Annotated in this window: 18 protein-coding genes, 1 other RNA gene and 2 pseudogenes; 10 read left to right on the plus strand and 11 right to left on the minus strand. The window is 66.0% G+C overall.

Going from position 1 to position 23,518, the window contains the following annotated elements:
- Positions 1 to 39: 39 nt before the first annotated feature.
- The 5 genes from xopAJ (at position 40) to ACCQ16_RS20680 (ending at position 3,904) form a co-directional block, all read left to right on the plus strand.
- On the plus strand, positions 40 to 1,392 hold the full coding sequence (gene xopAJ, locus ACCQ16_RS20660) for a zeta toxin family type III secretion system effector XopAJ/AvrRxo1 (protein WP_011349167.1): 1,353 nt from the start codon (positions 40 to 42) through the stop codon (positions 1,390 to 1,392).
- Between the two features lie 17 nt (positions 1,393 to 1,409).
- A complete protein-coding gene (locus ACCQ16_RS20665; RefSeq protein WP_033837358.1) occupies positions 1,410 to 1,706 on the plus strand; it encodes a hypothetical protein in 297 nt (98 codons plus the stop codon).
- Between the two features lie 250 nt (positions 1,707 to 1,956).
- Positions 1,957 to 2,655, plus strand: coding sequence for a type III secretion system effector XopAV (gene xopAV / locus ACCQ16_RS20670; RefSeq protein WP_372380149.1), 699 nt, complete (start codon positions 1,957 to 1,959; stop codon positions 2,653 to 2,655).
- A 101-nt stretch (positions 2,656 to 2,756) separates the two neighbouring features.
- A complete protein-coding gene (locus ACCQ16_RS20675) occupies positions 2,757 to 3,050 on the plus strand; it encodes a transposase (protein WP_011346252.1) in 294 nt (97 codons plus the stop codon).
- Entirely contained in the window at positions 3,047 to 3,904 is an 858-nt protein-coding gene (locus ACCQ16_RS20680) for an IS3 family transposase (protein ID WP_372380150.1), read from the plus strand. Before ACCQ16_RS20675 ends, ACCQ16_RS20680 begins: the two co-directional genes overlap by 4 nt.
- Before the next feature lie 165 nt (positions 3,905 to 4,069).
- Here the strand turns inward: ACCQ16_RS20680 and ACCQ16_RS20685 are convergent, their stop codons facing one another.
- The 3 genes from ACCQ16_RS20685 to ACCQ16_RS20695 all read right to left on the minus strand — a co-directional run bounded on the left by ACCQ16_RS20685 (position 4,070) and on the right by ACCQ16_RS20695 (position 5,868).
- Positions 4,070 to 4,546 carry a nuclear transport factor 2 family protein gene (locus ACCQ16_RS20685; protein ID WP_372380151.1) on the minus strand — a complete coding sequence of 159 codons (477 nt, stop codon included), beginning with the start codon at positions 4,544 to 4,546 and terminating at the stop codon, positions 4,070 to 4,072.
- Between the two features lie 63 nt (positions 4,547 to 4,609).
- Positions 4,610 to 5,179 (minus strand): TetR/AcrR family transcriptional regulator, encoded by a 570-nt coding sequence (locus ACCQ16_RS20690; RefSeq protein ID WP_277574225.1) that lies wholly within the window; start codon positions 5,177 to 5,179, stop codon positions 4,610 to 4,612.
- A gap of 116 nt (positions 5,180 to 5,295) precedes the next feature.
- On the minus strand, positions 5,296 to 5,868 hold the full coding sequence (locus ACCQ16_RS20695) for a TetR/AcrR family transcriptional regulator (protein ID WP_372380152.1): 573 nt from the start codon (positions 5,866 to 5,868) through the stop codon (positions 5,296 to 5,298).
- A gap of 83 nt (positions 5,869 to 5,951) precedes the next feature.
- Here ACCQ16_RS20695 and ACCQ16_RS20700 point away from each other — a divergent pair, with 83 nt between their 5' ends.
- Entirely contained in the window at positions 5,952 to 6,695 is a 744-nt protein-coding gene (locus ACCQ16_RS20700; RefSeq protein ID WP_008571767.1) for a glucose 1-dehydrogenase, read from the plus strand.
- Between the two features lie 365 nt (positions 6,696 to 7,060).
- Here the strand turns inward: ACCQ16_RS20700 and ACCQ16_RS20705 are convergent, their stop codons facing one another.
- Positions 7,061 to 7,579: a hypothetical protein gene (locus tag ACCQ16_RS20705; RefSeq protein WP_029820574.1), complete on the minus strand. Its 519-nt coding sequence runs from the start codon at positions 7,577 to 7,579 to the stop codon at positions 7,061 to 7,063.
- A 566-nt stretch (positions 7,580 to 8,145) separates the two neighbouring features.
- Here ACCQ16_RS20705 and ACCQ16_RS20710 point away from each other — a divergent pair.
- The 4 genes from ACCQ16_RS20710 to ACCQ16_RS20725 all read left to right on the plus strand — a co-directional run bounded on the left by ACCQ16_RS20710 (position 8,146) and on the right by ACCQ16_RS20725 (position 10,986).
- Positions 8,146 to 8,478: a hypothetical protein gene (locus ACCQ16_RS20710; RefSeq protein ID WP_003482333.1), complete on the plus strand. Its 333-nt coding sequence runs from the start codon at positions 8,146 to 8,148 to the stop codon at positions 8,476 to 8,478.
- A 61-nt stretch (positions 8,479 to 8,539) separates the two neighbouring features.
- Positions 8,540 to 8,616, plus strand: a non-coding RNA gene (locus ACCQ16_RS20715) — sX9 sRNA.
- A 197-nt stretch (positions 8,617 to 8,813) separates the two neighbouring features.
- Positions 8,814 to 10,739, plus strand: coding sequence for a M61 family metallopeptidase (locus ACCQ16_RS20720; RefSeq protein WP_372380153.1), 1,926 nt, complete (start codon positions 8,814 to 8,816; stop codon positions 10,737 to 10,739).
- Between the two features lie 67 nt (positions 10,740 to 10,806).
- A complete protein-coding gene (locus ACCQ16_RS20725; RefSeq protein WP_003482327.1) occupies positions 10,807 to 10,986 on the plus strand; it encodes a hypothetical protein in 180 nt (59 codons plus the stop codon).
- 102 nt (positions 10,987 to 11,088) lie between these two features.
- Here the strand turns inward: ACCQ16_RS20725 and xopQ are convergent, their stop codons facing one another.
- From xopQ to recC, 7 genes and pseudogenes are all read right to left on the minus strand, one after another.
- Positions 11,089 to 12,483 (minus strand): type III secretion system effector XopQ, encoded by a 1,395-nt coding sequence (gene xopQ / locus ACCQ16_RS20730; RefSeq protein ID WP_372380154.1) that lies wholly within the window; start codon positions 12,481 to 12,483, stop codon positions 11,089 to 11,091.
- Positions 12,484 to 12,832: 349 nt separating this feature from the next.
- Positions 12,833 to 13,123 (minus strand): HigA family addiction module antitoxin, encoded by a 291-nt coding sequence (locus tag ACCQ16_RS20735; protein ID WP_008571772.1) that lies wholly within the window; start codon positions 13,121 to 13,123, stop codon positions 12,833 to 12,835.
- 17 nt (positions 13,124 to 13,140) lie between these two features.
- Positions 13,141 to 13,423, minus strand: a pseudogene (locus tag ACCQ16_RS20740) (type II toxin-antitoxin system RelE/ParE family toxin).
- Positions 13,424 to 13,477: 54 nt separating this feature from the next.
- Positions 13,478 to 13,783 (minus strand): ATP-binding domain-containing protein, encoded by a 306-nt coding sequence (locus ACCQ16_RS20745; RefSeq protein WP_372163425.1) that lies wholly within the window; start codon positions 13,781 to 13,783, stop codon positions 13,478 to 13,480.
- A gap of 212 nt (positions 13,784 to 13,995) precedes the next feature.
- A pseudogene (locus tag ACCQ16_RS20750) lies at positions 13,996 to 15,853 on the minus strand (AAA family ATPase); the annotation flags it as partial.
- 202 nt (positions 15,854 to 16,055) lie between these two features.
- Entirely contained in the window at positions 16,056 to 20,108 is a 4,053-nt protein-coding gene (recB, locus tag ACCQ16_RS20755) for an exodeoxyribonuclease V subunit beta (protein ID WP_372380155.1), read from the minus strand.
- Positions 20,105 to 23,509, minus strand: a complete 3,405-nt coding sequence (gene recC / locus ACCQ16_RS20760; protein ID WP_372380156.1) for an exodeoxyribonuclease V subunit gamma — start codon at positions 23,507 to 23,509, stop codon at positions 20,105 to 20,107. The genes recB and recC overlap by 4 nt, the downstream gene beginning before the upstream one ends.
- Between the last annotated feature and the right edge of the window lie 9 nt (positions 23,510 to 23,518).

A 23,518-nucleotide genomic window follows, 5' to 3' on the forward strand; every position in this document is an offset into this window, starting at 1 on the left:
TTTCATTTTTCATAGGTTCGTTTGCTGCTCATGTAGTTCGTGGGTGTGCGAGTCGCGGTTCGAATCGCGACTAATGTTGCAGAGTCAGTCGGACTGTATTTTCTTGGACTCTGGACATTTTTTAACATAAAAAACAAGATAGGCATTGCTGGCACAGCCGGGCTTTTTACTTCTCATGTTCCTTTCGATGACGCAGAATCCAAAGGCGTCCAAGCTGAGTCATCACAAGCGGCGCCGGAGTATAAATTCCAGACCCAGCTTGATAATTTGCCAGCTAGACCCGCTAGTTCGAAGAGCAGCAACACCACTCATGCTTATGTTCATGCATCGCCGCCGCATTCGGTGCCGATCGCAGGTGCATCGACCGCCGCGGTGACACATCAACAGGCTACTCAGCTTAAAGGCACCGATGAGTTATATGGTTTGGGCAACCTCCCATCTTCTGGTCCGGGGCGATGGGAGTATCTGGCGAATCCGGAGAACTGGCATCCGGAGCGCCGTAAGTTGCACGAAAAGCTATTAGATGAAGCACGATCTTCGGCCTTGACCCTGGCAGAATCTCTTGAGCGCGATGGCTGCCAACCGACATTGTTTGCGTTGCGCGGAAACACTGCCACGGGTAAGACGCGGATAGCCACAAAAAAAATTCCAGCTCTCGCCGCAGCTCTGGAGAAGACAGGTGGGAAAGGTTGCATCAATCCAGATGTATTCAAGAGTTCGCTTGCGAAGTCGGAGGCCGGCGCCAAGATATTTAGCTCGGCGCAAGTTCATAACGAATCATGTTTTCTTGCTGACCATTTTGAAGACGGGCTTCGCTCTCAAAGGACGGGCAGCGGTGCAATCGCTAGCATTGTTGTCGACAAGCGCTTGGCAAGGGCGTACGAAATCGACAGCTATATAGAACTAGCCAAAGAAACAGGTCGAAAAGTTGAATTGTGCGATATCGATGCACCCCTTGAGAATTCTTTGACGGGAGTTTTGCAACGGAAACCTGAAGGTGAAGATCCTAGGCCTCCTTACCCTGTAGTCTCGAGTGGATTTGTGGCCGTACGAAGCAATAGAATGAGTGTGATAGACAGGTTCATCGCCGATCCGAGCTTGGGAAACTATCGACTATTCGGAACAGCCGAGGATGGTAAGAAGGTCATGGTTGCTAGCGTCATGGGCGGTGAGTTGAGTGTAGAGGATGCTGATTTATATGAAAAGATAACGTCCCCGCAGTCCTCGGTTACCGGTGATTTGGCTGATAAGATAATCGACAATGAATTGATTGATCGTCTGACAAATAATATAGATGATCCCGAGCGCGCGGCGAATACGCGAGCCGCGCTGGAAAAATATAACGGCAAGTCATGGTCGGCCGCGCTAGCTGCTCATAGCGAGCTAATTTGATTGACAGGAAAATAGCGATGAAAACTTTGAAAGGCGCAGAGGCGCTCGAATTTCATAAGAAGCTTAAGGAACGCAATGAAGCTTTACATGCTTCCGATATCGCGTCAGCATTAGTACGCGCCGATGCCGTCGGCAAGGAACGGTTTGATCTCGAGGAACTGGAAAAACTTTGCGATACCAGTAGTGCGGGGCGCCTTACTGATGTGAAAGAGCGCCGCGACATATATGAGCGGATGTACTACGTCGAGTATCCTAAAATTATGACGTTAAAAGAATTTGCTCGTATCGTTGAGACACTTTCCTCTTGGTCATGACAGCCAGGCTGGTGCATTTACAATGATGGTTTTGTATCTATCGATGGCCTAGCTGGCTCAGTCTGAGTCCTCGGCGCAAGCTAGGTAGGTTCAAGTGTGCAAACCAGGGAACTGGGTCCAGGTTGAATTCTAAATGGACCTGATTCTGTTCTTGCGACTTCGTCGAAAGCGCGTGCGTTTCGGCGCGCGATGAGGCGCGGCGATGTTTCGATGAGAACATTGGCCTCGACCATCCATGGTGAGGTGTCTCATGCATCCCGCAGTGTTACCGTCCTTGTCGCCGATGGCGAGAAGAGAAGAGATCGATCTGGAAAGAGGTCGTGCCGAGATCGAACTCGGCGCCACAGAGCCGCGACATGCCGATGCACGGATAGATGCACAGTTGCAAGGCCTACCACAACAGCCGGTGCGCAGAGCGTCGACCAGAACGACGGGGCAACGGATTGCCGGCCACGTTTCGACCGTCGCCGGCATCGGCGCCGCTCTCACTGGTATCGCTTCGATTCCTCCACCCATGGTCGCATTCATGGGCTATATCAGCGAGAAAGACCAACTTGCAAAGTACAGCGGAATTGCCGCGCTGGCCGGTGTTGCCACTACCTGCGCGCTCAGTGCCGTCCAGCGCCTGGCACACGCTTATGCGTATGGAAACAACATCAGTTCCAGGGCCCGCGCAATGGGAATGACAGACGGCTGCATGAACCGCGCGGTCGACATTGTCACGATGCCCGAGGAGCACGATCGCGCCCCGCATCCGATGAACGAGCATGAGACCCAGCTGCTCGCCGACGATCTGCTGCGGTTGGCGACGTGGGAGCCTTCCAGATTGGAGCCGGGCCTGTGGGAGGCGGCCAGCGGCGTTGGCGATGACGCGGACGCGCTGGTCGATCGCCTGCTTGCCTTTAGAAGGTCGGTGACGGCAGCCGCCACAGCGTCGTCCTCCGAATAAGGTACAACTTACGTAAACGGGGCGGAAAAGGAGTCAGGTTGGACTACCCCTGATATCTCGGACACCCAAAAGCGAGGACAATCCTCGCACGGAGGTGTTCGATGCAGAAGCGTCAGCAATTCACTGCCGAGTTCAAGCGCGAAGCCGTTCGACTGCTTAGGGCCGGCGATCGACCAGCAGCCGTGATCGCGCGTGAGCTGGGGATTCCGCGTAACCGGCTCTACAAGTGGGCTACTGATCTCGATGCGAAAGGGGCCTCGGCGTTTGCTGGGAGTGGGCGCCCCAAGGCAAGTCAGGACGAGTTGGCCGTGCTGCAGCGCGAGTTGGCTCGCCTGCGTGAAGAGAACGAGATCTTAAAAAAAGCGGCGGCGTATTTCGCGCGAGCACTGCCATGAAGTACGCCTGGATCCGTGAGCAAGGCGAATACCGGGTGCGTCGGCTCTGCCACGCACTGGGGGTATCTCCGAGCGGCTATTACGCGTGGCGCGGACGCCGTCCTGGAGCGCGTGTGCAAGAGAACGCGCGGTTATTGGAGCGGATCAAAGACATGCACCTGCAGACGTATCAAGCCTATGGTGCCCTGCGCATGTGGCAAGCCCTGCGCCAGCAAGGTGAAACCTGTGGCCGGCATCGGGTAGAGCGACTGCGTCGAGCGCACGGCATCCGCAGCAAGCGCCGTCAGCGCTATCTGCGCACGCGTAGCACCTACCAACGCACCATGGTGGCGCCGAACCGCTTGGCATGGCCCTTCGTCAGCCCTGGACGCGATCGGGTCTGGGTCGCCGATATCACCTTCGTGCCCACCCGCGGCGGTTGGCTGTACCTGGCAGCGATACTGGACATGCACAGCCGTCACCTTGCGGGCTGGGCGATGGGCGCTCGTGCCGACCAAGCCCTGGCCAGTGCGGCGTTGGAGATGGCACTACAACGCCGTCGACCATCAAAGGGCACCATCCATCACAGCGATCAGGGCTCGCAGTACACCAACGGCGCGTATCAGCGGCAGTTGCAGGCGGCGGGCTTGGTGGCAAGCATGAGCCGCAAAGGCATGCCGTACGACAACGCAGTGATGGAAAGCTTCTTCAGTTCGCTCAAGCAGGAGCTGACGCACCACGAGCAGTTTGGAAGCCTCGACGAGGCACGCGCAAAGCTATTCACATACATCGAGGTGTTCTACAACCGCCAGCGCCTGCACAGTGCTTTGGGCTATCGCTCGCCGGTCGAGTTTGAAAGGACGGATGTTCCTTAATTAACCTGTCCGAGAAATCGGGGATGGTCCAGGTTTACTTTCTGAGTGAACTTGACCCTGTTTCCTTGCCGCCTCCCCTGCATGCCAATGACGCAGCCGGGGCCAGACAAAAGCCCCCGTGCAGAAGCACCGCCGAGGGCTTGCATCTCAGTCGCGTAGAACCCCTTACATACCCAGATCAGACAGCCCCGGATGATCGTCCGGGCGACGGCCCAGCGGCCAGTGGAACTTGCGCTCGCTTTCCTTGATCGGCATGTCGTTGATGCACGAGAAGCGGCGCTCCATCAGGCCATTGGCGCCGAATTCCCAGTTCTCGTTGCCGTAGGAGCGGAACCAGTTGCCTGAATCGTCGCGCCATTCGTAGGCGTAGCGCACGGCAATACGGTTTTCGGTAAAGGCCCACAGTTCCTTGATCAGGCGGTACTCAAGCTCCTTGTTCCATTTGCGCGCAAGAAACTGCCGCGCTTCTTCCCGACCGTTGGTGAACTCGGCACGGTTTCGCCATTGGGTGTCGAGCGAATAGGCAAGCGACACTTTGTCGGCATCGCGGGAATTCCAACCGTCTTCGGCGAGTCGTACCTTTTCGATCGCCGATTCGCGGGTGAAGGGGGGAAGCGGCGGGCGAGCGTGAGCGTTGGACATGGCAAGGCCTCCAATCAAAGTGGATACATCGGTGTTTTGAAATTGCGACGGAGCGTCAGGCCGCTAGCCGGTGGCCTGCTTTAGCAACAACTGCGCGATATCCCTTGCGGTGTCTGCGGCGTCTTCGTCACCCATCACGCGCGAGACGGTGATTGCGCCTTCCATGAGAAGCAGCAGCTGGCGCGCCAGTGCGGCCGGCTGCGTAATACCCAGTTGCCCGGTCAGTTCCAGCGTGTAGTCGAGCAACTTCTGTTTGTGATGCTTGGCGATCTTGCGAATTGGATCGTCGGGGTCCCCGACCTCGCCTGCGGTGTTGATGAACGCACAGCCGCGGTAACCGACAGACTGGAACCATTCCTTGAGCACCGTGAACATGCGCAGGATGCGCGCCTCGGGGCTGTCGGCCTTGTCGCATTCGCGCCTGAACCACTCGAGCCAACGGACGTCGCGCGCGCTCAGTGCAGCGGCGGCCACCTCGTCCTTGTTGTCGAAGTGGCGGTAGATGCTTTTCCGCGCCACGCCTGAGGTCTTCACCAGCAGGTCCATGCCGGTGGCATGGATGCCGTGCTGATAGATCAGCGCCTCAGCCGTTGCCAGGATCTTCTGTTGGGTGTCGTTGGTTGGCTTGTCCACGGCGCCAAGGTAGAACGATCGTTCTCCCTTGTCGACGATCGCGCGTGCGTAGGTTCCGAGCCCTCACCACCCGACACGAACGATCGGGCAATCCGGACGTCATCGTGTCAGCCGCCTCATGCAGCCGACGCCGCCCTTGGCGCTGCAATGCCGTCGACGAACAGCCCGATCAGATGCGCGATGCGCGTCTTCGGCGAGCCATGCTGTTCGGTGGCCAGCGAGGTGGCGATGGCGACGACGACGAGATCGTCGAAGCAGACATCGCAGCGGACGACGCCGCTGTTCTGCGCGCTACGCAAACGTTGCTGCCCTTCCTTGCTGACGGCCTCGCACCCTGGCGTGCCGCTCTGCAGCACGGCGCCGAGCGACGCAGCCAGGCCACGATAGACACTGGTGTGCAGTGCCAGATCCTCCAGATACGCGCGCAGCGCGGTCAGCGCGTCGAGCGAACTGGCGCGCGCGTGACTAGCGTTCGCCAGCGACAGGAAGCGCCCGCTATAGGCCACGGCAAACAATGACTCGCGTGTGGGGAAGCGCCGATACAGCGTGCCGATGCCCACACCGGCGCGCTTGGCGACGTCTTCCATCGACGCCTCGGCGCCGCGCTCCAGGAATACCTCCTCGGCCGCGGCGAGCAGGCGCTCGCGGTTTCGCTGGGCATCGGCGCGCAAGGGAGTGTCGGCGGTCAACGGGCTCTTCCGGCGTGACTTGTGGAAGTGGAGGCTACCTCCATATAATAAGTGGAGCAATCCTCCACTTACTGGGAAACACCATGGGCAAGCGATTCGAAGGCAAGGTGGTCGTGGTCACCGGCGGTACGGACGGCATCGGGCTGGTGACAGCGCAGGCGTTTTCGGCCGAAGGCGCGCAGGTCTACGTCACGGGGCGGCGGCAGGACCGGTTGGACGCTGCGGTGGCGGAGATCGGCGGCGGCGCGGTGGGCGTGCAGGGCGATGTCGGCGTGCCCGAGGACATGGACCGGCTCTATGCGCGCATCCAGCAGGAGCACGGCCGGCTGGATGTCGTCTTTGCCAACGCGGGGGTTTCCGAGTCGGCCGCGCTTGGCGAGATCGACGTTGCGCACCTGGAACGCCTGCTGGCGACCAACATCAAGGGCACGGTCTTCACCGTGCAGAAGGCGCTGCCGCTGATGGCCAGCGGCGGCGCCGTGATCCTGGCCGGCTCTGTGGCTGGCAGCAAGGGCATTGGCGCGCTTTCGGTCTACAGCGCCACAAAGGCGGCCATCCGCTCGTTCGCGCGCACCTGGACGAGCGACCTGAAAAGCCGCGGCATCCGCGTGAATGTGGTGTCGCCCGGCATGGTCCACACACCGGCCATGCAGACCTACCTGGAAGCCAATGCAGGGGCCGAGGACGCGTTCAAGCAGATGATTCCGTTCGGGCGTCTGGGCGACGCCGAGGAGATCGCCGAGGCGGTACTGTTCCTGGCCTCGGACGCGTCCAGCTTCATCGCGGGGCACGAGTTATTTATCGATGGCGGAGTCATGGCGATTTAGGCCGCTGCCAGAGCGCTGCGATCAGCCAGGGTGACCGCGCGCTCGATCGCCCGCAGGTGGCGGTTGTCGCCATGTTTGCTGAAAACGCGGCCGGGGTTACTTTTTCGGTGGCCTCGTCCAATGGTTGCCGCCGATCAGGGGGTACTCCGGCATCCCGTCGCCACGCCATGTCGCCTTGCGCACTGGCCGTGCGTCACGACACCGAGAGCCGATCGATCTGCTCCAGCGTGGCGCCGAACCTGCAGCGCGCCATTGGGTGAAGCCTGAGCGCAGTTTTTTCCGGTTTGCTGCCTGTGTCATGTCGAGCACTCCAGCCGCCCAGCGAACGGTCGTCGTAAGCGCCTGGAATGCATGCCAACGGTCGATCACGACGCCGAACGCGCTACCGTGCAGTGCTGAGCCACGCACACGATGGCAGTGATTGTGCCGCCTGCGCCCGCAGACCCCGCGTCGCTCACAGTGCCGCCAAGGCGTTGCATGAGTGCCACCATCGGGGCCAGGTTGTCGCCCCCGTTGTTGGTCCAGGTACCCGAAAGTTCGCTGGCTTGCTTCGGAATCGATTGGCCCGCTGCGGTTCTTTCGCTACCGGGTTCGGATTTTCCGTTGGCCTGATTCACATCAACGATCACGCCGACATATGAGCCGTCCTTGAAGACAACTCTGAAAAGCAAGTTTGCCCGATGCGGGTTGGCCCGCGACGCCGTGGTCCCGGAGCCTGTGACCTGTTGTATCAGCGAGCTGCTGCCCGTGGCAGATTCAACCATGGCCCTGAGATTTGCGTCGGTGACGTAATCGTATGCGCTTTTCTCGCGTGCATGAGAATTCAATCCCAGCATCTCGATCGGGATATTGTAAATAGGTCGAATGGTGCCCCCATCGATCACGTGAAACGTGTGCGCGTTGGCGAGCTCTTGAGTCGCTCCAGCGGATGGCGTCTGCTGCTGCGCGATTGGCGTCGGTGGAGCTTTCACCGATGCGGGCACTGTGTCGCCGTCTGATCCAACGTACCACTGTTGAACCAGGTTATCTTTTACGTTGTAGACGATGTGGGTGCCAGGTCCGCTGCGCACCGCTTCAGCACGAAAATCGCTGTCTACTCGGCAAGTGTCGCACCGGATTGCAACGGCCTGGGCCCAGGCCGAGACAACGGCACATCCTGTCGCCAGCACAGCGCTCCATATGTGCTTCACGATATCTCCGTAATTTTTTGCGAAGGCAGTTCAAACAGCCTATTTGAGGGGGTCTTTTGTCGCAACAGGTTCGCATGTGACGCGTTTTCGCACTTGGCAGAAGGTGCGGGAGCAGAGGCAGAATTGACGTAGGACAAGAGTCGGGTCGACTTCTTCCAACCTCATCGGTGCTCGCATTCGAGGCCTGGGCGAATACCCCTTGACCTCCCATACATCCCCCACCCGCCATCCTCGCTGCAGCCTCAACTGGAGAACGCACGATGATGAAGTGGATGGGCACCGCGCTGGCCGCGGCATTGTTGATGAGCGGTTGCGCCAAGGTGGAAGGCGAGAAGTTCGTTGGGCATTGGGTCAACCTGCAGTCGCAGGACGAGACGATGGACATCGAGCGCAATGGCGAGACCTTCATGGTGCGCAGCACCACACCGAAGTTCTTCAGCCGCCAGCCCAAGACCGAAAGCTACCCGGCGGTGTACAAGGACGGCGCATTGCAGGTCACCAACGATGGCGAGACGGTGAACTTCGCCATCGACGAGAGCAACGGCCATCTCAATACCGGTGGTGAGCAGTACGAGCGCGTACCGGCCAAATAAGAGCAGCTGACAGAACGACTGCGCAACCGCCAGGCGGCCGCGGCCGGCGCTCGGAATCGGCATGTACCACGCATACACTGCGGTTCTGAGCGCGCCGTCCGCGCCCGCCTGACGGCTGCTGCCTACGTTTTGTTAGCCGCTCTAAGGCCACGGCTGTCACCGGCGCCCGCGTGCAGCCCTTGACGATCGCACGCGGGCGTTCGGCATCTGGGCACGTGTGTGCGTCCGTCGATGCGGATGCATGCGCCGAAGCGAGCTGGAGCAGCGCGCTGTTTTCGAGATGGCTACATGCTGTTGCAGGCGTATAGGATCACGGCCTTGTTCGAGGCCGTGCAATGCGCATCCATTCAAGACACATTCCCCCTTTTCGCTTTGCGCGTGCGTCGGTCTTGGCGGTGGTGCTCGCACTGTTGGCAGGCCAAGGGTTCGCGCAATCCAGTCACGGCCCGACGTACGTTGCCCCGACGCCGACGGTTGCGCCGCCGGTAGACCACGCCTTTGCCGGGGTGATGCGCGTGGACGTGGATGCCACCGACGTAGCGCGCCGCATCTTCGCTGTACGCCAGCAGATACCGGTAGACGCGAGCGGCGCAATAACGCTGCTGTATCCACGTTGGGAGGCCGCCAGCCATGGGCCGAGCCTGACGGTGACCGATCTTGCCGGCCTGGAGGTCAGTGCAGCGGGCCGCCGCCTGGCATGGCGGCGCGATGCCTATGAGCCGCATGCCTTCCACGTGCAGGTGCCGGCCGGCGTGCAGCAGCTCGATGTGCGGTTCCAGATGGTGGCCGGCGGCGAGTTGCTGACACGCGACATCGTGTCTGTGCCCTGGCAGCGGTTGGTGCTGTATCCGGCCGGTTGGTATGCGCGGAACATTCCTGTGGCCGCCATGTTGACGCTGCCCGACGGGCTGCGACCGTTCAGTGCCTTGGACGTGGAGCGCGTGCGCGGCACGCACTACGCCTTCAAGACGACATCGCTGGAAACGCTGCTGGATGCGCCGGTGCTCGCCGGCCGATACGCCGCGCAGCTGCCGCTGAGCGGGGCGGTGTCGCTGGATATCGTGGCGCAGCGGCCCGCCGACCTGCAGGTGCCGCCCGCACGTGTGGCCGAACTACGTTCGCTGCTTGCGCAGCTGGGCGTGGTGTTCGGTCCGCCACCGTTTGCACGCTACGCCATCCTGGCGCGGCTGAGCGACGAGGGGTCGGCTGGCGGCACCGAGCATCGTGCGTCCAGCGAGAACGGTTTGGCCTCGTCGCATTTCCAGGACTGGCCGGGCCAGATCCTCTCGCGCGACCTGATTGCGCACGAAATCGTGCATGCCTGGAACGGCTTTTACCGGACGCCTGCCGATTTATGGGCACCGACGCCGAACGTGCCGGTATCAGGAAGCCTGTTGTGGATGTACGAGGGACAGACCGAGTTCTGGGGCCGCGTGCTGGCGACACGGGCCGGCCAGTTCACGCCCGATGAGGTGCGCGACCGCCTGGCGCTGGAAGCGGCGGAGATCGCAACGCGGCCCGGGCGGGCATGGCGCTCCTTATCCGACGACGTGCACTACCCGGCTTTCATGTTGCGCCAGCCGGTGGCGTGGCGCGACTGGCAGCGCCGACGCGATTACTACTCCGAAGGCGTGATGCTGTGGCTGGCCGTGGATGCCGAACTGCGCACGCGCAGCAGGGGCAGGCGCAGCATCGACGATTTCGCGCAGCGCTTCTTCGCCGGCGCCACGCCGGACGCGCCCACGCGAACCTATACGTTCGAGGACATCTGCGCCACGTTGCATGCGGTGGCGCCAGCGAACTGGGCGGGTTTCCTGCGCGGGTGGATCGATGCCCACGACGAACTGGACACCACGCGCGGCCTGGCCCAACACGGTTGGGCGCTGGTCTACACCGACACGCCGACGGCCGCGTTGCGTGCCAGCGAAGCGGAAGCTGGCGTTGCCGATCTCACCTACTCGATCGGATTGACGGTACGCGCCGACGGCATGGTGCGCACGGTGGTCTGGAACGGCCCCGCCTTCGCGGCCGGACTGCGGCCGGGCACGCGCGTGTTGACCGTCAATGGATCGCCGTTCGAGCAGGACGCGTTGCGCGATGCGGTGCGCGACTCCATTCGCCGCCCCATCGTGTTGGGCATCGCACAGGACGAGCAGCGTGCAGACGTGCAGATCCAGTACACCGGACCACTGCGCTACCCACGGCTGGAGCGGCTGGCCGGGCGGCCCGACACCTTGGCCAAGCTGCTTGCGCCACGCTGAGGCGATGGGCGCCGGCTGCCGCCACCGGTTGTCGCGTCTTCCCCTGCGCCAGACCCTCTGCCCTTCCATGGCGCACAAGCCTTACAGTGCGCTGGCACGCCGGGTCCGGCGCTGCCCGACCGTTCAATCCAGCAACCACGAGGGTGTCATGAGCAAGGGGATGGACCAGAAGAAGAACCAGAAGAAAGAGCCGACCAAGACGCTGAAAGAAAAGCGCGCGGCCAAGCAGGAAAAGAGGGGCAAGTAAGCCGCCCGGCCTGTTGGCAGGCGGACGAACTGGAGGGGAAGCCCAACCTCGCGCTTCGCGGATGACGCCCGACGGCGCCACTCCGCGAAAGCTGCGGAGCGCTCAGCGCCCGCGTTGCCCCTCGTCCTGCTGGGCGAGCGCGGCCTTGGCCAGCGCCGACAGCAACAGCCTGGCTTTTTCCGGACGCACAACCTCGGCGTGGCCCACGTGCTCCACCGGGCTGGCTCCCTCGCGGTGCATGGGGGTTGGGCGGAACAGCAGGCGCGCGGCGCCGGGCAGCGCTGCCAGCAGGGTCAGCGGATCGTAGAGATTGAGCTTGGTCACCTGCGGCCAGATGGCGTCGAAGCTCAGGGCGCCTTGCTGATCCGCTGCCGCTGGATCCTGCGGTTGTGCTGCGACGAACGTACGGAAGAACCACGCCGTATCCAGGCCGGGGATCAGGTTGGCCTGGATGCCTTCCCACAGGCCTTTCAAGGCGTTTTTCTGCACATCGCGCAGATACTCGCCCACGGGGTGGCCATTGCGTGCGATGCCTTCGTAGAACGCCGGCGGTACGGCGGCCCTGTAGGCAGCTTCCTTGGTCAGGATGCGCAGCGGAATGCCGAGTTGCTGCGCGCGGCGGTAGAGCGCACGGGCGGCGTGGATGTCGGTGGCGTTGTTGTAGGCGCGCGTGTCCGGTTGCACGAGACCATCGGCGTCCCTGGCCGGGTCGATGCCCCCCATGATGGTGATGGAGGCGAGCTTTTCCCGCACCAGATCGCCCGCCTCCGCAAGCAAGGCGCTGGCGTCGGTCATTCCGGCGATGACCACCATGCCGAGCTTGTGGGGCGAGGTCGCCAGACGCTCGCGCATCGCGCGGACGCCATCGGTGTGCACCGCGTCCGGCGCCGCACGCAGCGCGGCTCCCTCGGCGAGGAACTTGGAATGCTCCCGGGCCTGCGTGGACGTCATGGGATAGTCCTGACCGCGCGCGACGCGAACCTCCGGCAATGCCAGGCGATCGAAGACACCTTTGGCCAGCTGCGCGCGTTGCGATCGCATGTCGGCATCGCCCAGGGTGACGACGACGTCGGTCAGACGCAAAAAGCCTTCGGCCTGCAGCTGCTTGGCGATGGTGTAGGTCACGACATCGTCGGGGTCCTTGTTCGGGTCGGTGAACAGCAGCGTGTCGAGCGGCAACGGCGGCCGGTGCAGACGCAACTCCCGCAGCACGGCCGCCTCGGTGGGCGTCAGCACGGACGTGTCGGCCACACCGAGCTCGGCCAGCATGCTGCGTTGGGCGGGCGTCAATCGCGCGGGCAAGCTCTGCGTGCGGCGGTGCCGTGGTCCGTCCGGGCGAGGAGGACGGCCAACGATGGTCTGCAAGGCGCCCGGCGGCGGCGCGGCCGCGTCTGCGGCGGAATGTGCCGCCACGGCGACGGGTGGAGGATCGCGTAGGTCAGCCGTCATGTCTGCGCCGGGCAAGCCGACGGTGGAACGGATTGCGGTGGGCTGCATGGGAGGACCTCTGGCAGTGAACGGCGGTGCTGGCAGCCCCCGTCGGCAACACGACAGAATCGGTGCTCTCGCTCATGCATGCGCAAGGCTGCACGAAACTGTCGCCTGTTCGCGCTCACGCGTGCCACCGTGGGCCGCGGCAATGGCGTGCGGCGCGATCCAGCGGACGGCCAGGCTCGCAACGTTACCCACCTCCAGCGCAGCGCCAGGGCGGCGTGGTGAATTCCTGTGTGCGACGACGAAGCGTCACCGGCCGGCACGCCGCCGCATCAGCCCAACCCGACGCCGGTGTTGGCGAGCAGCGCATGCGCTATGCCGACTTAGCAGCATGTGCTGGAAGCCGCCCGGATCATGCCGCCAGCCGCTTGATCCGCGCCGGCAAGTCGCCCAGCGCGCGATGCGCCTGCTCCAGTTCGTCGTCGGCCTGCAGGCCAAGCCAGACGCGCTCGGAGGTTCCCAACGCGGCGGCCAGACGCACGGCAGTGTCGGCAGTGATGCCGCGCTTGCCCAGCACGATTTCGTTGATACGGCGCGGCGGGACGCCGGTGGCGCGTGCCAGTGCGTTCTGACTGATGCCCAGAGGCTCGAGAAACTCCTCAAGCAGAATTTCGCCAGGGTGGATATTGGGTAGGACCGTCATCGACAGATGCCTCGTGCTCAGTGGTAATCGACGATTTCGACCTGGACCACATCGGCTTCCATCCATCGGAAGCAGATGCGCCATTGATCGTTGATCCGGATGCGGTACTGGCCGGGCCGCTCGCCCTTCGACGCTTCCAGCCGGTTGGCGGGCGGAATCCGCAGATTGTCGAGATGCGCGGCGGCATTGAGCATGCGCAACGTGCGGCGCGCGACCAATTGGATGTCGGCAGGCAACCGGCGGGAACGCTCACCCAGCCCAGATCTTTTCGGCTTCCTTGTCGGTAAAGCGCCTGATCATGTGACCAATGTGCAGTCGGCCATTGCGGGACAGCGCCGGCACCGACTGGATTGATCAGAACAGCGCACCTTGCACAGGCGCACTAGGCGGCGGTTGTGGAAGCGGCGCTGGCGTGGGTGCTGGAACCGGCGGTGGCTTGTCGTCTTTTGCACCCAACCGCCACGCCAAGCCCGAGATCCGTGCGGCGTGGCGTGCCAGCGCGGCGCGCATGACCGCTTCGCTGCCGGCCAGGTGCAGGGCGCGGCGGGCGCGGGTGATGCCGGTGTAGAGCAGTTCGCGGCTGAGTACGCGGGCGTCGCGGGTGGGCAGTTGCAGCCAGACCTCGTCGAATTCGCTGCCCTGGGCCTTGTGCACGGTCATGGCGAAGGCGCTTTCGTGCGCGGGCAGGGCGGCGGGATGGAAGCCGCGCACCTGGCCGTCGCCGTCGCCTTCGAACCAGGCGACCAAGGGGCCTTGGGCAGGGCGGTCGGTGGCGGGGGCGTCATGGCGTGCGCTGTCGCCAGCGTGGCCCGGCCTTGACGACGGTGCCGCGTGGCCGCGCGCGGTCACGGCACTTGCGTCGCCCTGCCCGGGGGAAGGGCCCGCGTCGCTGCGCAGGCAGATACCGACATCGCCATTGAACAGGCCGTGGCGATAGCTGTTTTCGGTGATCAGCAGCAGGCGGCCCTGGAACCAGGGCGAGGCGCCGCCCAGACGGCGGGCGCCGGAGCCGGTGTCGGCGAGCAGTTGTTCGATGCGGGCGTTGAGGCAGCGTGCGCCTTGCGGGCCGGCACGCACCGCGGTGAGCAGGCGCAGGCGGCCGGCATCGCGCAGGGCGGCGGCGGGGTCCTGGGCGTTGGCCAGCGCGCGCCAGTGCGCGAGCAGCGCGTCGCGGCCGAGTGCCAGCGGATCTTCGCCGTCTTCGTGGAAGTGCACGCCGGGCAGTTCGCCGCTGCGCAGCAGGGCCAGGGCGGTGTCGGCATCGCCGGCGCGGATGGCGTCGGCCAGTGGCGCCAGTGCGAAATCCTGCGCCTGGCGATAGCCGCGCAGCAGGTGCACGCGGTGGCCGTCCAGGCCGCCGCTGCGGGTGGCGGAGGTGACCGCAGGCGGACGCTCGACGGGCGCGCTGCCGAGCAGCGATTGCAGTGCCTGGGCGTCTTCGGGCTGCAGGGCATCGCCCGGGCCGGCGGCCTGCAGGATGGCGGCCAGCACGTCGCCGGCTTCCACCGAAGGCAGCTGGTCGGCATCGCCAAGCAGGATCAGCTGGGTGCCATCGGCGACGGCGTCGACCAGTTTGCACATCAGCGGCAGGTCGACCATGGAGGCTTCGTCGACGACGATCAGGTCGAACGGCAGCGGGTTGTCGGCGTTGTGGTGGAAGTGCGGGGAATCCGGGATGACGCCGAGCAGACGATGCAGGGTACTGGCGCCGCTGGGCAGCAGCGCTTCCCAGCTGGGCGGCCCGCCCTGCTCTGAGGCGGCATGCGTCTGCAGTTCCAATCCGGCGCCGGTGGACGCGGGCGCGGCGGCGTTGGTCGGATGCGTGGACGTGATGAGGCCGGCGCTTCCCGATGGTGCGGGGAGCGAGCCGGCGGCCGGGAGCTGGATGCCGTCGGCGATGGCACGCGCGATGGCGGCGCGCAGGCTTTCGGCCATGCGCTCGGCGGCGCGGCCGGTGGGCGCGGCCAGGGCGATGCGTGGGGCCGGCGTGCTGGATGCCCGTGCCTGGGCGATGCGCAGCAACAGCAGGCGGGCGATGGTGGTGGTCTTGCCGGTGCCCGGGCCGCCGGTGACCAGCAGTAACGCGCGGCGTAGCGCGAGTGCGGCGGCCTGGGCCTGGCGGTCCGGGGGGTGGGATGGCGTGGGGGGGGTTGTTCCCTCTTGGTAGTGGATTGGCGCGGGCAGGCCCGTACCCTCACCCGCCCGTCGGGCACCCTCTCCCGGGGGGAGCGGGGTTGGCTCCGCGGTACGAGGGGTTGGGATCGCGTTCGGGAACAACTGCGCGAACAGCGGCGCCAGCGTGGCGGCGTCGACCGGCGGCAGCGGTTGCGCGGCGATGCGTTGCAGGCCCAGGGCCAGGCGGCGTTCGTACTCGCGGTAGCGGCGCAGGTAGAGCAGGCCGCGTTCGAGGACGAGCGGGCAATCGGCGGCGGCCGGGGCGTCGGGCTGCGGTTGGTCGACCCAGCGCGAGGCAGCCAGGCTGCGTTGCCAGTCGGCGGGGTCCGGGAAGGTGGGCGCCGGGCCATCGCGCGCGTCCAGCAACATGGCGGCGCGGGCGGGGTCCAGGCCGGCGTGGCCGCTGGTGACCGCCAGCGAGGCGAGCGCGGCGCCGGCCAGCACCCGTGGGTCGGTGTCCGGCTCCAGGCGTTGCAGGCTTTGCGCGAAGGCCAGATCCAGGGTGCGCAGGGCGCCGCTCTGGTTGAGGGCAGCGAGCAGGTTTGGATGGGTCATGGCGTCGGCATTCCCTTGGCGCACGCGCGCTCGCGCCCCGTCATGCTCCGCGCACCTGTGCTGGCGTGCGTGGCGCTGGCTTGCTTTGCGGGCGCGCAGCGGCATTGGCGCCCGTGGCTCGCGGGTGGTGCCTGCTCGGCGCGATCACGGAGAGGCTTGGACGCGGTGCGGGTCGGCCATGCGAGTGGCGTGGTGCGCTGCTTCATGGTGTGGGGGTCCCTGGTGCGGACGTACCCTCGCCCCAACCCCTCTCCCGGGGGGAGAAGGGCTCGAGGCCGTTGCGGGACCCTTGCGCTGGCGCATCATTGGACAGCGCATCTGCGGGCTTGCCGGCGAACAAGGCGTCCACGGCCAGCACCAGCGCCGGTTCGAAGCGCCAGGCGTGGATGCCCGGTGCCGGATCGCCAAGCGGCGCGCGCGCATCGCCGGTGGTGGTGGCGCCGGCGTTCGGAGCGGAATCGGGTCTGTCGCCCGTGGAATCGCGCGCGGTTGCGGACATGCGCTGGCCCGCGATGGAATGGCCAGGGGTTTCGGCAACGGCTTCCGACCCGGCAGCCTCCGCAGGGCGCCCGGCATCCAGGCCGCGACAGAACAGATAGCGCACGCCGCCGAAGTCGCGGGCGTAGTCGTAGGCCTCGCCCAGGCGAAAGCGCAACCAGCGGTGCAGCGCCACGGTGTAGATCAGCGCCTGCAGTTCGTACTCGCTGTGCGCCATGGCCCGCGCCAGGGCGTCGGCGTCGTAGCTGGGCAGGCGGTTGGATTTGTAGTCCAGCACATACCAGCGCCCGTCCACGCTGTAGGTGAGGTCGATCAGGCCGGTCATCAGGCCTTCCAGGCGCTGGCGCGCGCCGAAGGCCTGGCGGTCGCCGACCACGCCGAACCGATGCAGCAGGGCCAGCAACGCATCGACGCGGGTGGGCCGCATGGCGAAATGGAATTCCATTTCGTTGCGGCGCTGCGGTTCGGGCACGTCGGCCAGGCGGGTGCCTTCGGGCAAGGCCACGGTGAGCGTGTGGCCGATCAGCGCGGTGAGCATGCGCAGGCCGTCGTCGAGGTCGTCCTGGGCGTAGCCGCCGCGTTGCAGGGCCTGGAGGATGGGTGCGGCCTGGCCCTCGGGCGCGGGTTGACTGGGCCGCCAGGCCTGCCAGGCGGCGAAGTCGCAACGTTCGAACACATCGTGCATCACCACGCCGAAGCGGTTGCCGGCAAAGCGCGGATCGAACGGTTCGGCGTCGCTGGCAACGGCCACGGCAACCGCCTCGCTGCCGGACGGTTCATCGCTGCCGCCGCTGCCGACGACGGTGGCGCTGGCCATCGGGTCGGTGGCCGCGCCGGCATCGGCGTTGGCCAGTTGGGTGAAGCTATACACCCACCATTCCGGGGCGATGTGCCGTTGCGCGCTGCGCGCGGGCGGCACCTGCGCCTCGATCGGGGCCGGCAGCCGCGGCAGGTGGGCCGGCGGCGTGCTGGTGTCCACCACCACGGTGCCCTCGCCTGCCGCGCCCTGCAGCGCATCGAGCGCACGCAGCATGGCCGACAACGCGGTGCGTTCGTGCTGATGGAACGGGCCGCTGGCGATCCACAGCGCGTGCTCGGCGCGGGTCAGGCCGACATACAGCAGGCGCGCGTCTTCGGCACGTTGTTCCTGTTTCCAGGCGGCTTCGGCGGCGCTCCAGCTCGGGTCGTCGCGCTCTGTCTTCCAGTGCAACTGGCGGCCCACGTCCGGCGCATGCACCACGCAATGACGGCCGGCGCCCTTGTCGCTGCGGCCGATGCCGATATACGGCAGGAACACCAGCGGATATTCCAGGCCCTTGCTCTTGTGCAGGGTGACGATCTGCACGCGGCGCGCGTCCGATTCCAGCCGCAACTGCTGGGCTTCGTCGTTGTCGTCGGCATTGGCGATGCGCCGCGACAGCCAGTCGACCAGGCCATGCGGTCCGAGTGCGCGCGCGTCGGCTTCCTGCAGCAGTTCGGCCAGTTGCAGATAGTTGGTGAGGCGGCGTTCGCCATCAACCAGGGCAAGCAGGCGTTGCCCGTGGGTGGCGCCGAGTTCGCCGATCAGGGCGAGCGGGCCGCCGCGCTGCCAGCGTTCGCGCCAGTCCAGCGCCTGTTGCTGCCAGTGGCGGTGACGCTCGCCGTCGCGTTCAAGTGCGGCGATGGCGATGGCGTCTTCGCCGATCAACACCGTGGCCAAGGCGGCGCGCAGGCGGCTGTCGTCGCCCGGATCGAGCAAGGCCTGCAGCAAGGCGAGCACTTCCAGCGCCTGTTCGGTGGCGAACAGACTTTGCTTGCCGGCGGCCACCGCCGGAATGCCCACCGCGCCGAGCGCCTGCTGGATGCGCGTGGCCTCGCCGTGGCTGCGCACCAGCACGGCGATATCGCCGGCCTGCACCGGGCGGCCGCACACCGTGGCCGTGCCGTCGCGGCCGCCGGCCAACCAGCCGCGGATCGCTGCAACGCAGGCGGCGGTGGCCAGCTCGCGTGCGCGGCCGGCGCTCCAGGGCTTGGGCTTACCTTTCGCAGGCGGCGGCGGTTCCGGCGCGCGCCACAGCGTCAGTGCCGGCGCAGTGACGCCATTGCGTTGCAGGTCTTCATCCACGCGCTTGGTCCCGGCCCGCACCGGGTGGAAGGCGATGCCGTCGGTGAGGAAGGCATCGGCGTAGCCGGCCTGTGCGTACAGCGCGTCGATGGCTGCCAGCACGCCGGGGCGCGAGCGGAAGTTGTGGCTCAGCGGCGGCGCCAGTTCGGCGGTGACGGCCGCGGCCAGATAGGTGCGCACATCGCCGCCACGGAAGCCGTAGATGGCCTGCTTGGGGTCGCCGATCAGAAACAGCGCCGGTTCCAGCCCTGCTGCTCGTGCGAGCCGGCCTTCGCCGAACACGTTGGAAAAGATCGACCACTGGCGGTCGTCGGTGTCCTGGAATTCGTCCACCAGCGCGATGGCGTATTGCGTGCGCAGGCGTTTGACCAAGGCGTCGGCCTGCGCGCCCTGCAATGCGTGCGCCACCCCATCGACCAGGTCGTCGTAGGTCTGCACGCGGCGTTGCCGCTTGAGCAGCGCCAGCCGTGCGATGGCATCGTCGCGCAGCGCGTGCAGCAATGCGATACGGCGACGGCTGCGCCATTCTTCCACGCGCGCCAGCGCAGTGAGATAGCCATCGATCTGATGGCTCATCGGCGAAGACGGCGTGCGATCGACGAACTTCTTGTTGGTGCCGGCAGCCAGTTCCGCCGCGGTCAACTTGAGCAACTTGGCATGCGGCGCGGTGTTGAGCGCAGGCGCAGCGGCGAAGGTTTCGAACCAGTGCCACAGCGATGCCAGCCACTCGGGTTTGTAGCTGACCTTGCTCAGGATGCCGCCCTCGATGGCCGCCATGATGGCGTCGAAGAATGCGGTGCCGTGCGTTTGGAATGCGGCGGCCAGTGCGTTGGCTGCCGCGTGCGCGGCCTGCAGCAAGGCAGGTGCATCGTCGGTGGTTGTGGCGACTGCCGGCAACAGCGTCGGGTGCCGCACCAGCGCGCGCAGATCGCTGGCCAAGGCCTCGGGGCCGCCCGACCACAGGGCGATGAGATCTTCGGCCATCACCGCATCGGCGGCGCGCTGCCGCCACAGATCGGCCGCCACTTCGCCAAGCAATTGGCGATCGTTGGCGAGCAGTTCCGGCGCGGCGAACGCCTGGCCGCTTTCCAGTGCGTGTTCGCGCAGCACGCGCGCGCAAAAGCCGTGGATGGTGAACACCGCGGCCAGATCGATTTCTTCCACCGCCTGCTGCAGGCGGCGACGCAAGGCGACGGGCGTTTCGCTGCCGCCGCCCAGATGGGTGGCGAGGATGGCACGGGTGAGTAACACGTCGGGCGCTTCATGGAGGAGCGGCCCTGGCTGCGACGGGGCATCGGCGAGGTCGGTCGCGCCCAGGTCCGCTCCTGCAGAAGCCGATGGGGCGTCGGGCGACTGGATTGCGGACGACTCGGTCGCGGCCGAAGCCGCTCCTGCGAGAGGCGATGGCGCCTCGGGAACCAGGCTTGCGGCCAGCACCAGGCGTTCGCGAATGCGGCGGCGCAGCTCCTGCGTGGCCGCTTCGGTGAAGGTCACCGCAAGGATCTGGCCGATGCGCAAGCCGCGCTCGACCACCAGCCGGGTGAACAACGTGGCCAGCGTAAAGGTCTTGCCGGTGCCGGCGCTGGCCTCGATCAGGCGCACGCCGTGCAGCGGCAACTGCAGGTACGGGTCGGTGACGGGGCTGACGCTCATTCGCCATCCTCCTGCGCGCCGTGCCAGTGTCGCCAGCTGTCGATCACGCGCTCGGTCTCGAGCGGCGCGCCGGTGTTTCCCTGTTCGAGCAATGCATACACCCGATGGCTGGTGGCGGCGAACTCGGCGAAGCGTTGCGCGTCGGCAAACGGGTCGCGGCCGCGGGTGACCAGGCGCAGCTCCGGGCTGTGCGATTCGCTCCAGCCGAAGCCCGATTGCCACTGCCCGGCCGCCTCCTTGATGGCCTTGTCCAGGTCGCCGCCGCGCGCGGCCTGGTGATATTTCCAGCTGCTGTACGGCGCGAACGCCAGCGGCATCTGCAAGCCCTGGCGATACAGCTGCAGCAGCTCGGCCAACGCGGTGCGCGCCTGTGTCTGCGACAGCGGCTGCGCGTCGATGGGATGCGGGCCCAGGCCGTCGTCGTGTTCGAAGAAACGCACGTACGGCGCGTGCTCACCGGCGGCGCGCAGCAGCAGCCATTCCAGGCCGTGGCGAATGGCGCTGCGGCCGCTGAGCGCGCCGACCTGCACGCGCCCCACGCCGCTTGCGTACCAGCCCGGCACACGACCGTGCAATTCGATCTCGTCAATCTGCACCTGCAGGCGGCGCGACTGGGCCGGGGATTCGCCACGCCACTGCCGGAACGCATCGGCATACGGGCGCAATTGCGCCACGCGCTCGTCGAGCTGGCGCCGCCCCAGCGGGCCGGACGGCAGCAGCGCGCGGGCACGCAGACGCGCGTACAGGTGCTCGGTGTCGCCAGCCAATGCAGCGTCGAATATCTGCTGCTGCAACCCGTATTGATCCAACCCGCGCGTGGGGGCGAGCAACGGTTCCAGATCGGCGTCCTCTCCGGCCGGATCGGGCAGGCGCATGCCCAATCGATGACGCAGGAACTGCCCGGCCGGGTCGGTCAACAGGCGGCGCAGCGCGTCGATGGACATGCTGGCCGGCAAGGCGATCCCTTCGGCCGGCAATGCACCGGCCACCCACGGCGCCAGCGGTTGCCGCTGGCCGACCAGGCTGTCCACCGCCGGCCGCCACTGCCGGCGATAACTGAAACGGCGCGGGTCGGCACCGTCGTCGCCCAGCGCGCCGAACGCGGCAGCGGCGAAGGGTTGCAACGGGTGTCGCACCACTAGCGTGTCGAGCGCGTTGCTGGCGGCGTGGTACTGCGCAGCGCTTGCCAGTAATTCGCTGACCAGCACCGACGGCTCGCGCACGCTGCCATCGCGCGCATCGGCGCCGAGATAGCTCAGATAAAACACGTCCTGCGCGGAAGCGAACAACTGCAGGAACAAAAAGCGGTCGTCCTCGCGCGTGGAGCGGTCGCCGTGCCGGCGACGCTCGGTGCCCAGTTCCGCGGTGAGGCGATTGAGCCCGGCGGCCGGGTCGCGCCGCGGGAAGTCGCCATCGTTCATGCCGAGCAGGCAGATCACGCGGAACGGCAGCAAGCGCATCGGCACCATGCGCCCGAAACTGATGCCGCCGGTAAGCAGCGGCGCGCGCGTATCCGATTCGCCCAGCACCGCCGCAAAATGCGCACGCACTACCTCGGCAGGCACCTTGCCGGCGTACTCGGCGCGTATCGCGTCGCGGGCGAATTGGTCGATCAACGCGCGCAAGCGATCCAGCGCGCGTTGCGCGCGCGGCGCAGTCGGCGTGGTCGGAATCAATGCCTCGAGCAGGCCCAGCAGCCGCTCGCGCCACTCGACCGGGGTCATCGCCTCGGCCAGCGCGGCTTGATGCCGTTCGAGCACGCGCAACAACCGCAACAAGGTGTCCAGTGCGGCCAGCGCGCTGCCTTCCAGCTGCGGCCACGGCGCCACCCCATCGATGTCCTCGTCGGCGCCGCTGGCATGGCCGAGCAGCAGCCGGTCCAGCGCGAAACGCCAGGTGTAGGCATCGTCGCCCGGTGCCTGGTGCTGCCGCCGGTGCGCTGCGTCCAGGCCCCAACGCGCGCCGGCCGCGTGCAGCCAGCTGCGCAGGCGTTCCAGCCCGGCTTCGTCCAACCCGGCCGCTTCGGCGATCGGCGCGCTGGCCAGCAGGTCGAGGATTTCATGCAGCCCGAAACGCGCGATCGGCAAACCGAGCAAGGTGAGGAACACCTCGGCCAGCGGCTCGCTCGCCAACGGGCTGGCATCGGCCAGCGCATAGGGCAGCGCGTCGTCGTTGCCATGGCTGCCGAACACCGCATCCAGATACGGCACGTACGGGTCGATATTGGGCGACAGCACCGCGATCTCGCGCGGCTGCAGGGGCGGGTCGAAGCGTGCATCGTCGAGCAGCGCACGCAGTTGGTCGTGCAACACCTGCAACTCGCGCAGCCGCGTGTGGCAGGCATGCACCTGCAGGCTGGGGTCGTGCAGATTCACCGCCGGCAATACCGCGTGCGCCGCAGGCGCGCGGCGATGGAACAGATCGCTCTGCATGCGCCGCAACAGGCTGTCGCCCAACCCGCCATCGGCCAGCGTGCGGCGGCCGGAATCGAGCGGGTCGGCGTAGGCGGCGATTTCGGCCAGCGGGTGCACCACTTCGTAATCGCCCACCAACGCCATGAAATCGCGCCCGGCTGCGCCCCAGGCCTGCAGCAACGGGTTTTCCTGTACCTGCTCGGCGAACAGTTGCACGGCGCCGTCTTCGCGCCGGCGTTGCCACAAGGTCTGCAGGTCGCCCCAGTAGCCTTGCGTCGGCGTGGGCAGATAGAAGTGCAGCGTGCCCACGCGCGCCTGCGTGGCCAGCACGCGCAGGACGTCCGGCGAGATGTTCAAGATGGCGAACGCGAACACGCGCGGCGGCAGGCCTTGCGGCAACGGGCCGTGGGCACGCGCATGGCGATCCAGATACTGGCCGATGCGCCGGGCGCGGTATTGCCGGCCGGTGGCGATGCTGCGCCACAACCGTGCCTGCGGGTCGTCCGGGTCGGCGCCTGCTTCCCAGCGCAGCAACCAGTCGCGGCGCCATGCCTGGTATTTCTCGAACACGCTGGCCAGCTCGCCGGCCAGCGCCCATGGCTTGAGCGCATCGCCATCGGACAGGTATCCGGCCAGCGGGGCCAGGGCCGCGTCGCTGCCCAGGTCCGACTGCAGGGCCGCATACAACCGCCACTGCGTGGTGGCCATGTCCAGGTCGTCGTCGGCCGCGCCGAGGTTGCGCTCCAGCGCGCGCGCGACGAATTCGCCGGGCGTGAGAAATTCCAGATTCGCCGCAACACCGTGCTCGGCCGCAAGCGTGGACTGCAACCAGCGCCGCATCGCCACCTGCGGAATCAGCACCACCTCCGGCTGCAGCAACGGCTGCCCCGGCATCGGCCGGCGCAACTCCTGCGCGAGCAAGGCGGCCAGGGTATCCAGCGCATTGGATGGATAAAGACGGAAATCGGGCGCGGAAGTGGCGTGCATGCGTGGCGC

This window comes from Xanthomonas sp. NCPPB 1062 (assembly GCF_041481705.2).
GTDB lineage: Bacteria > Pseudomonadota > Gammaproteobacteria > Xanthomonadales > Xanthomonadaceae > Xanthomonas > Xanthomonas euvesicatoria.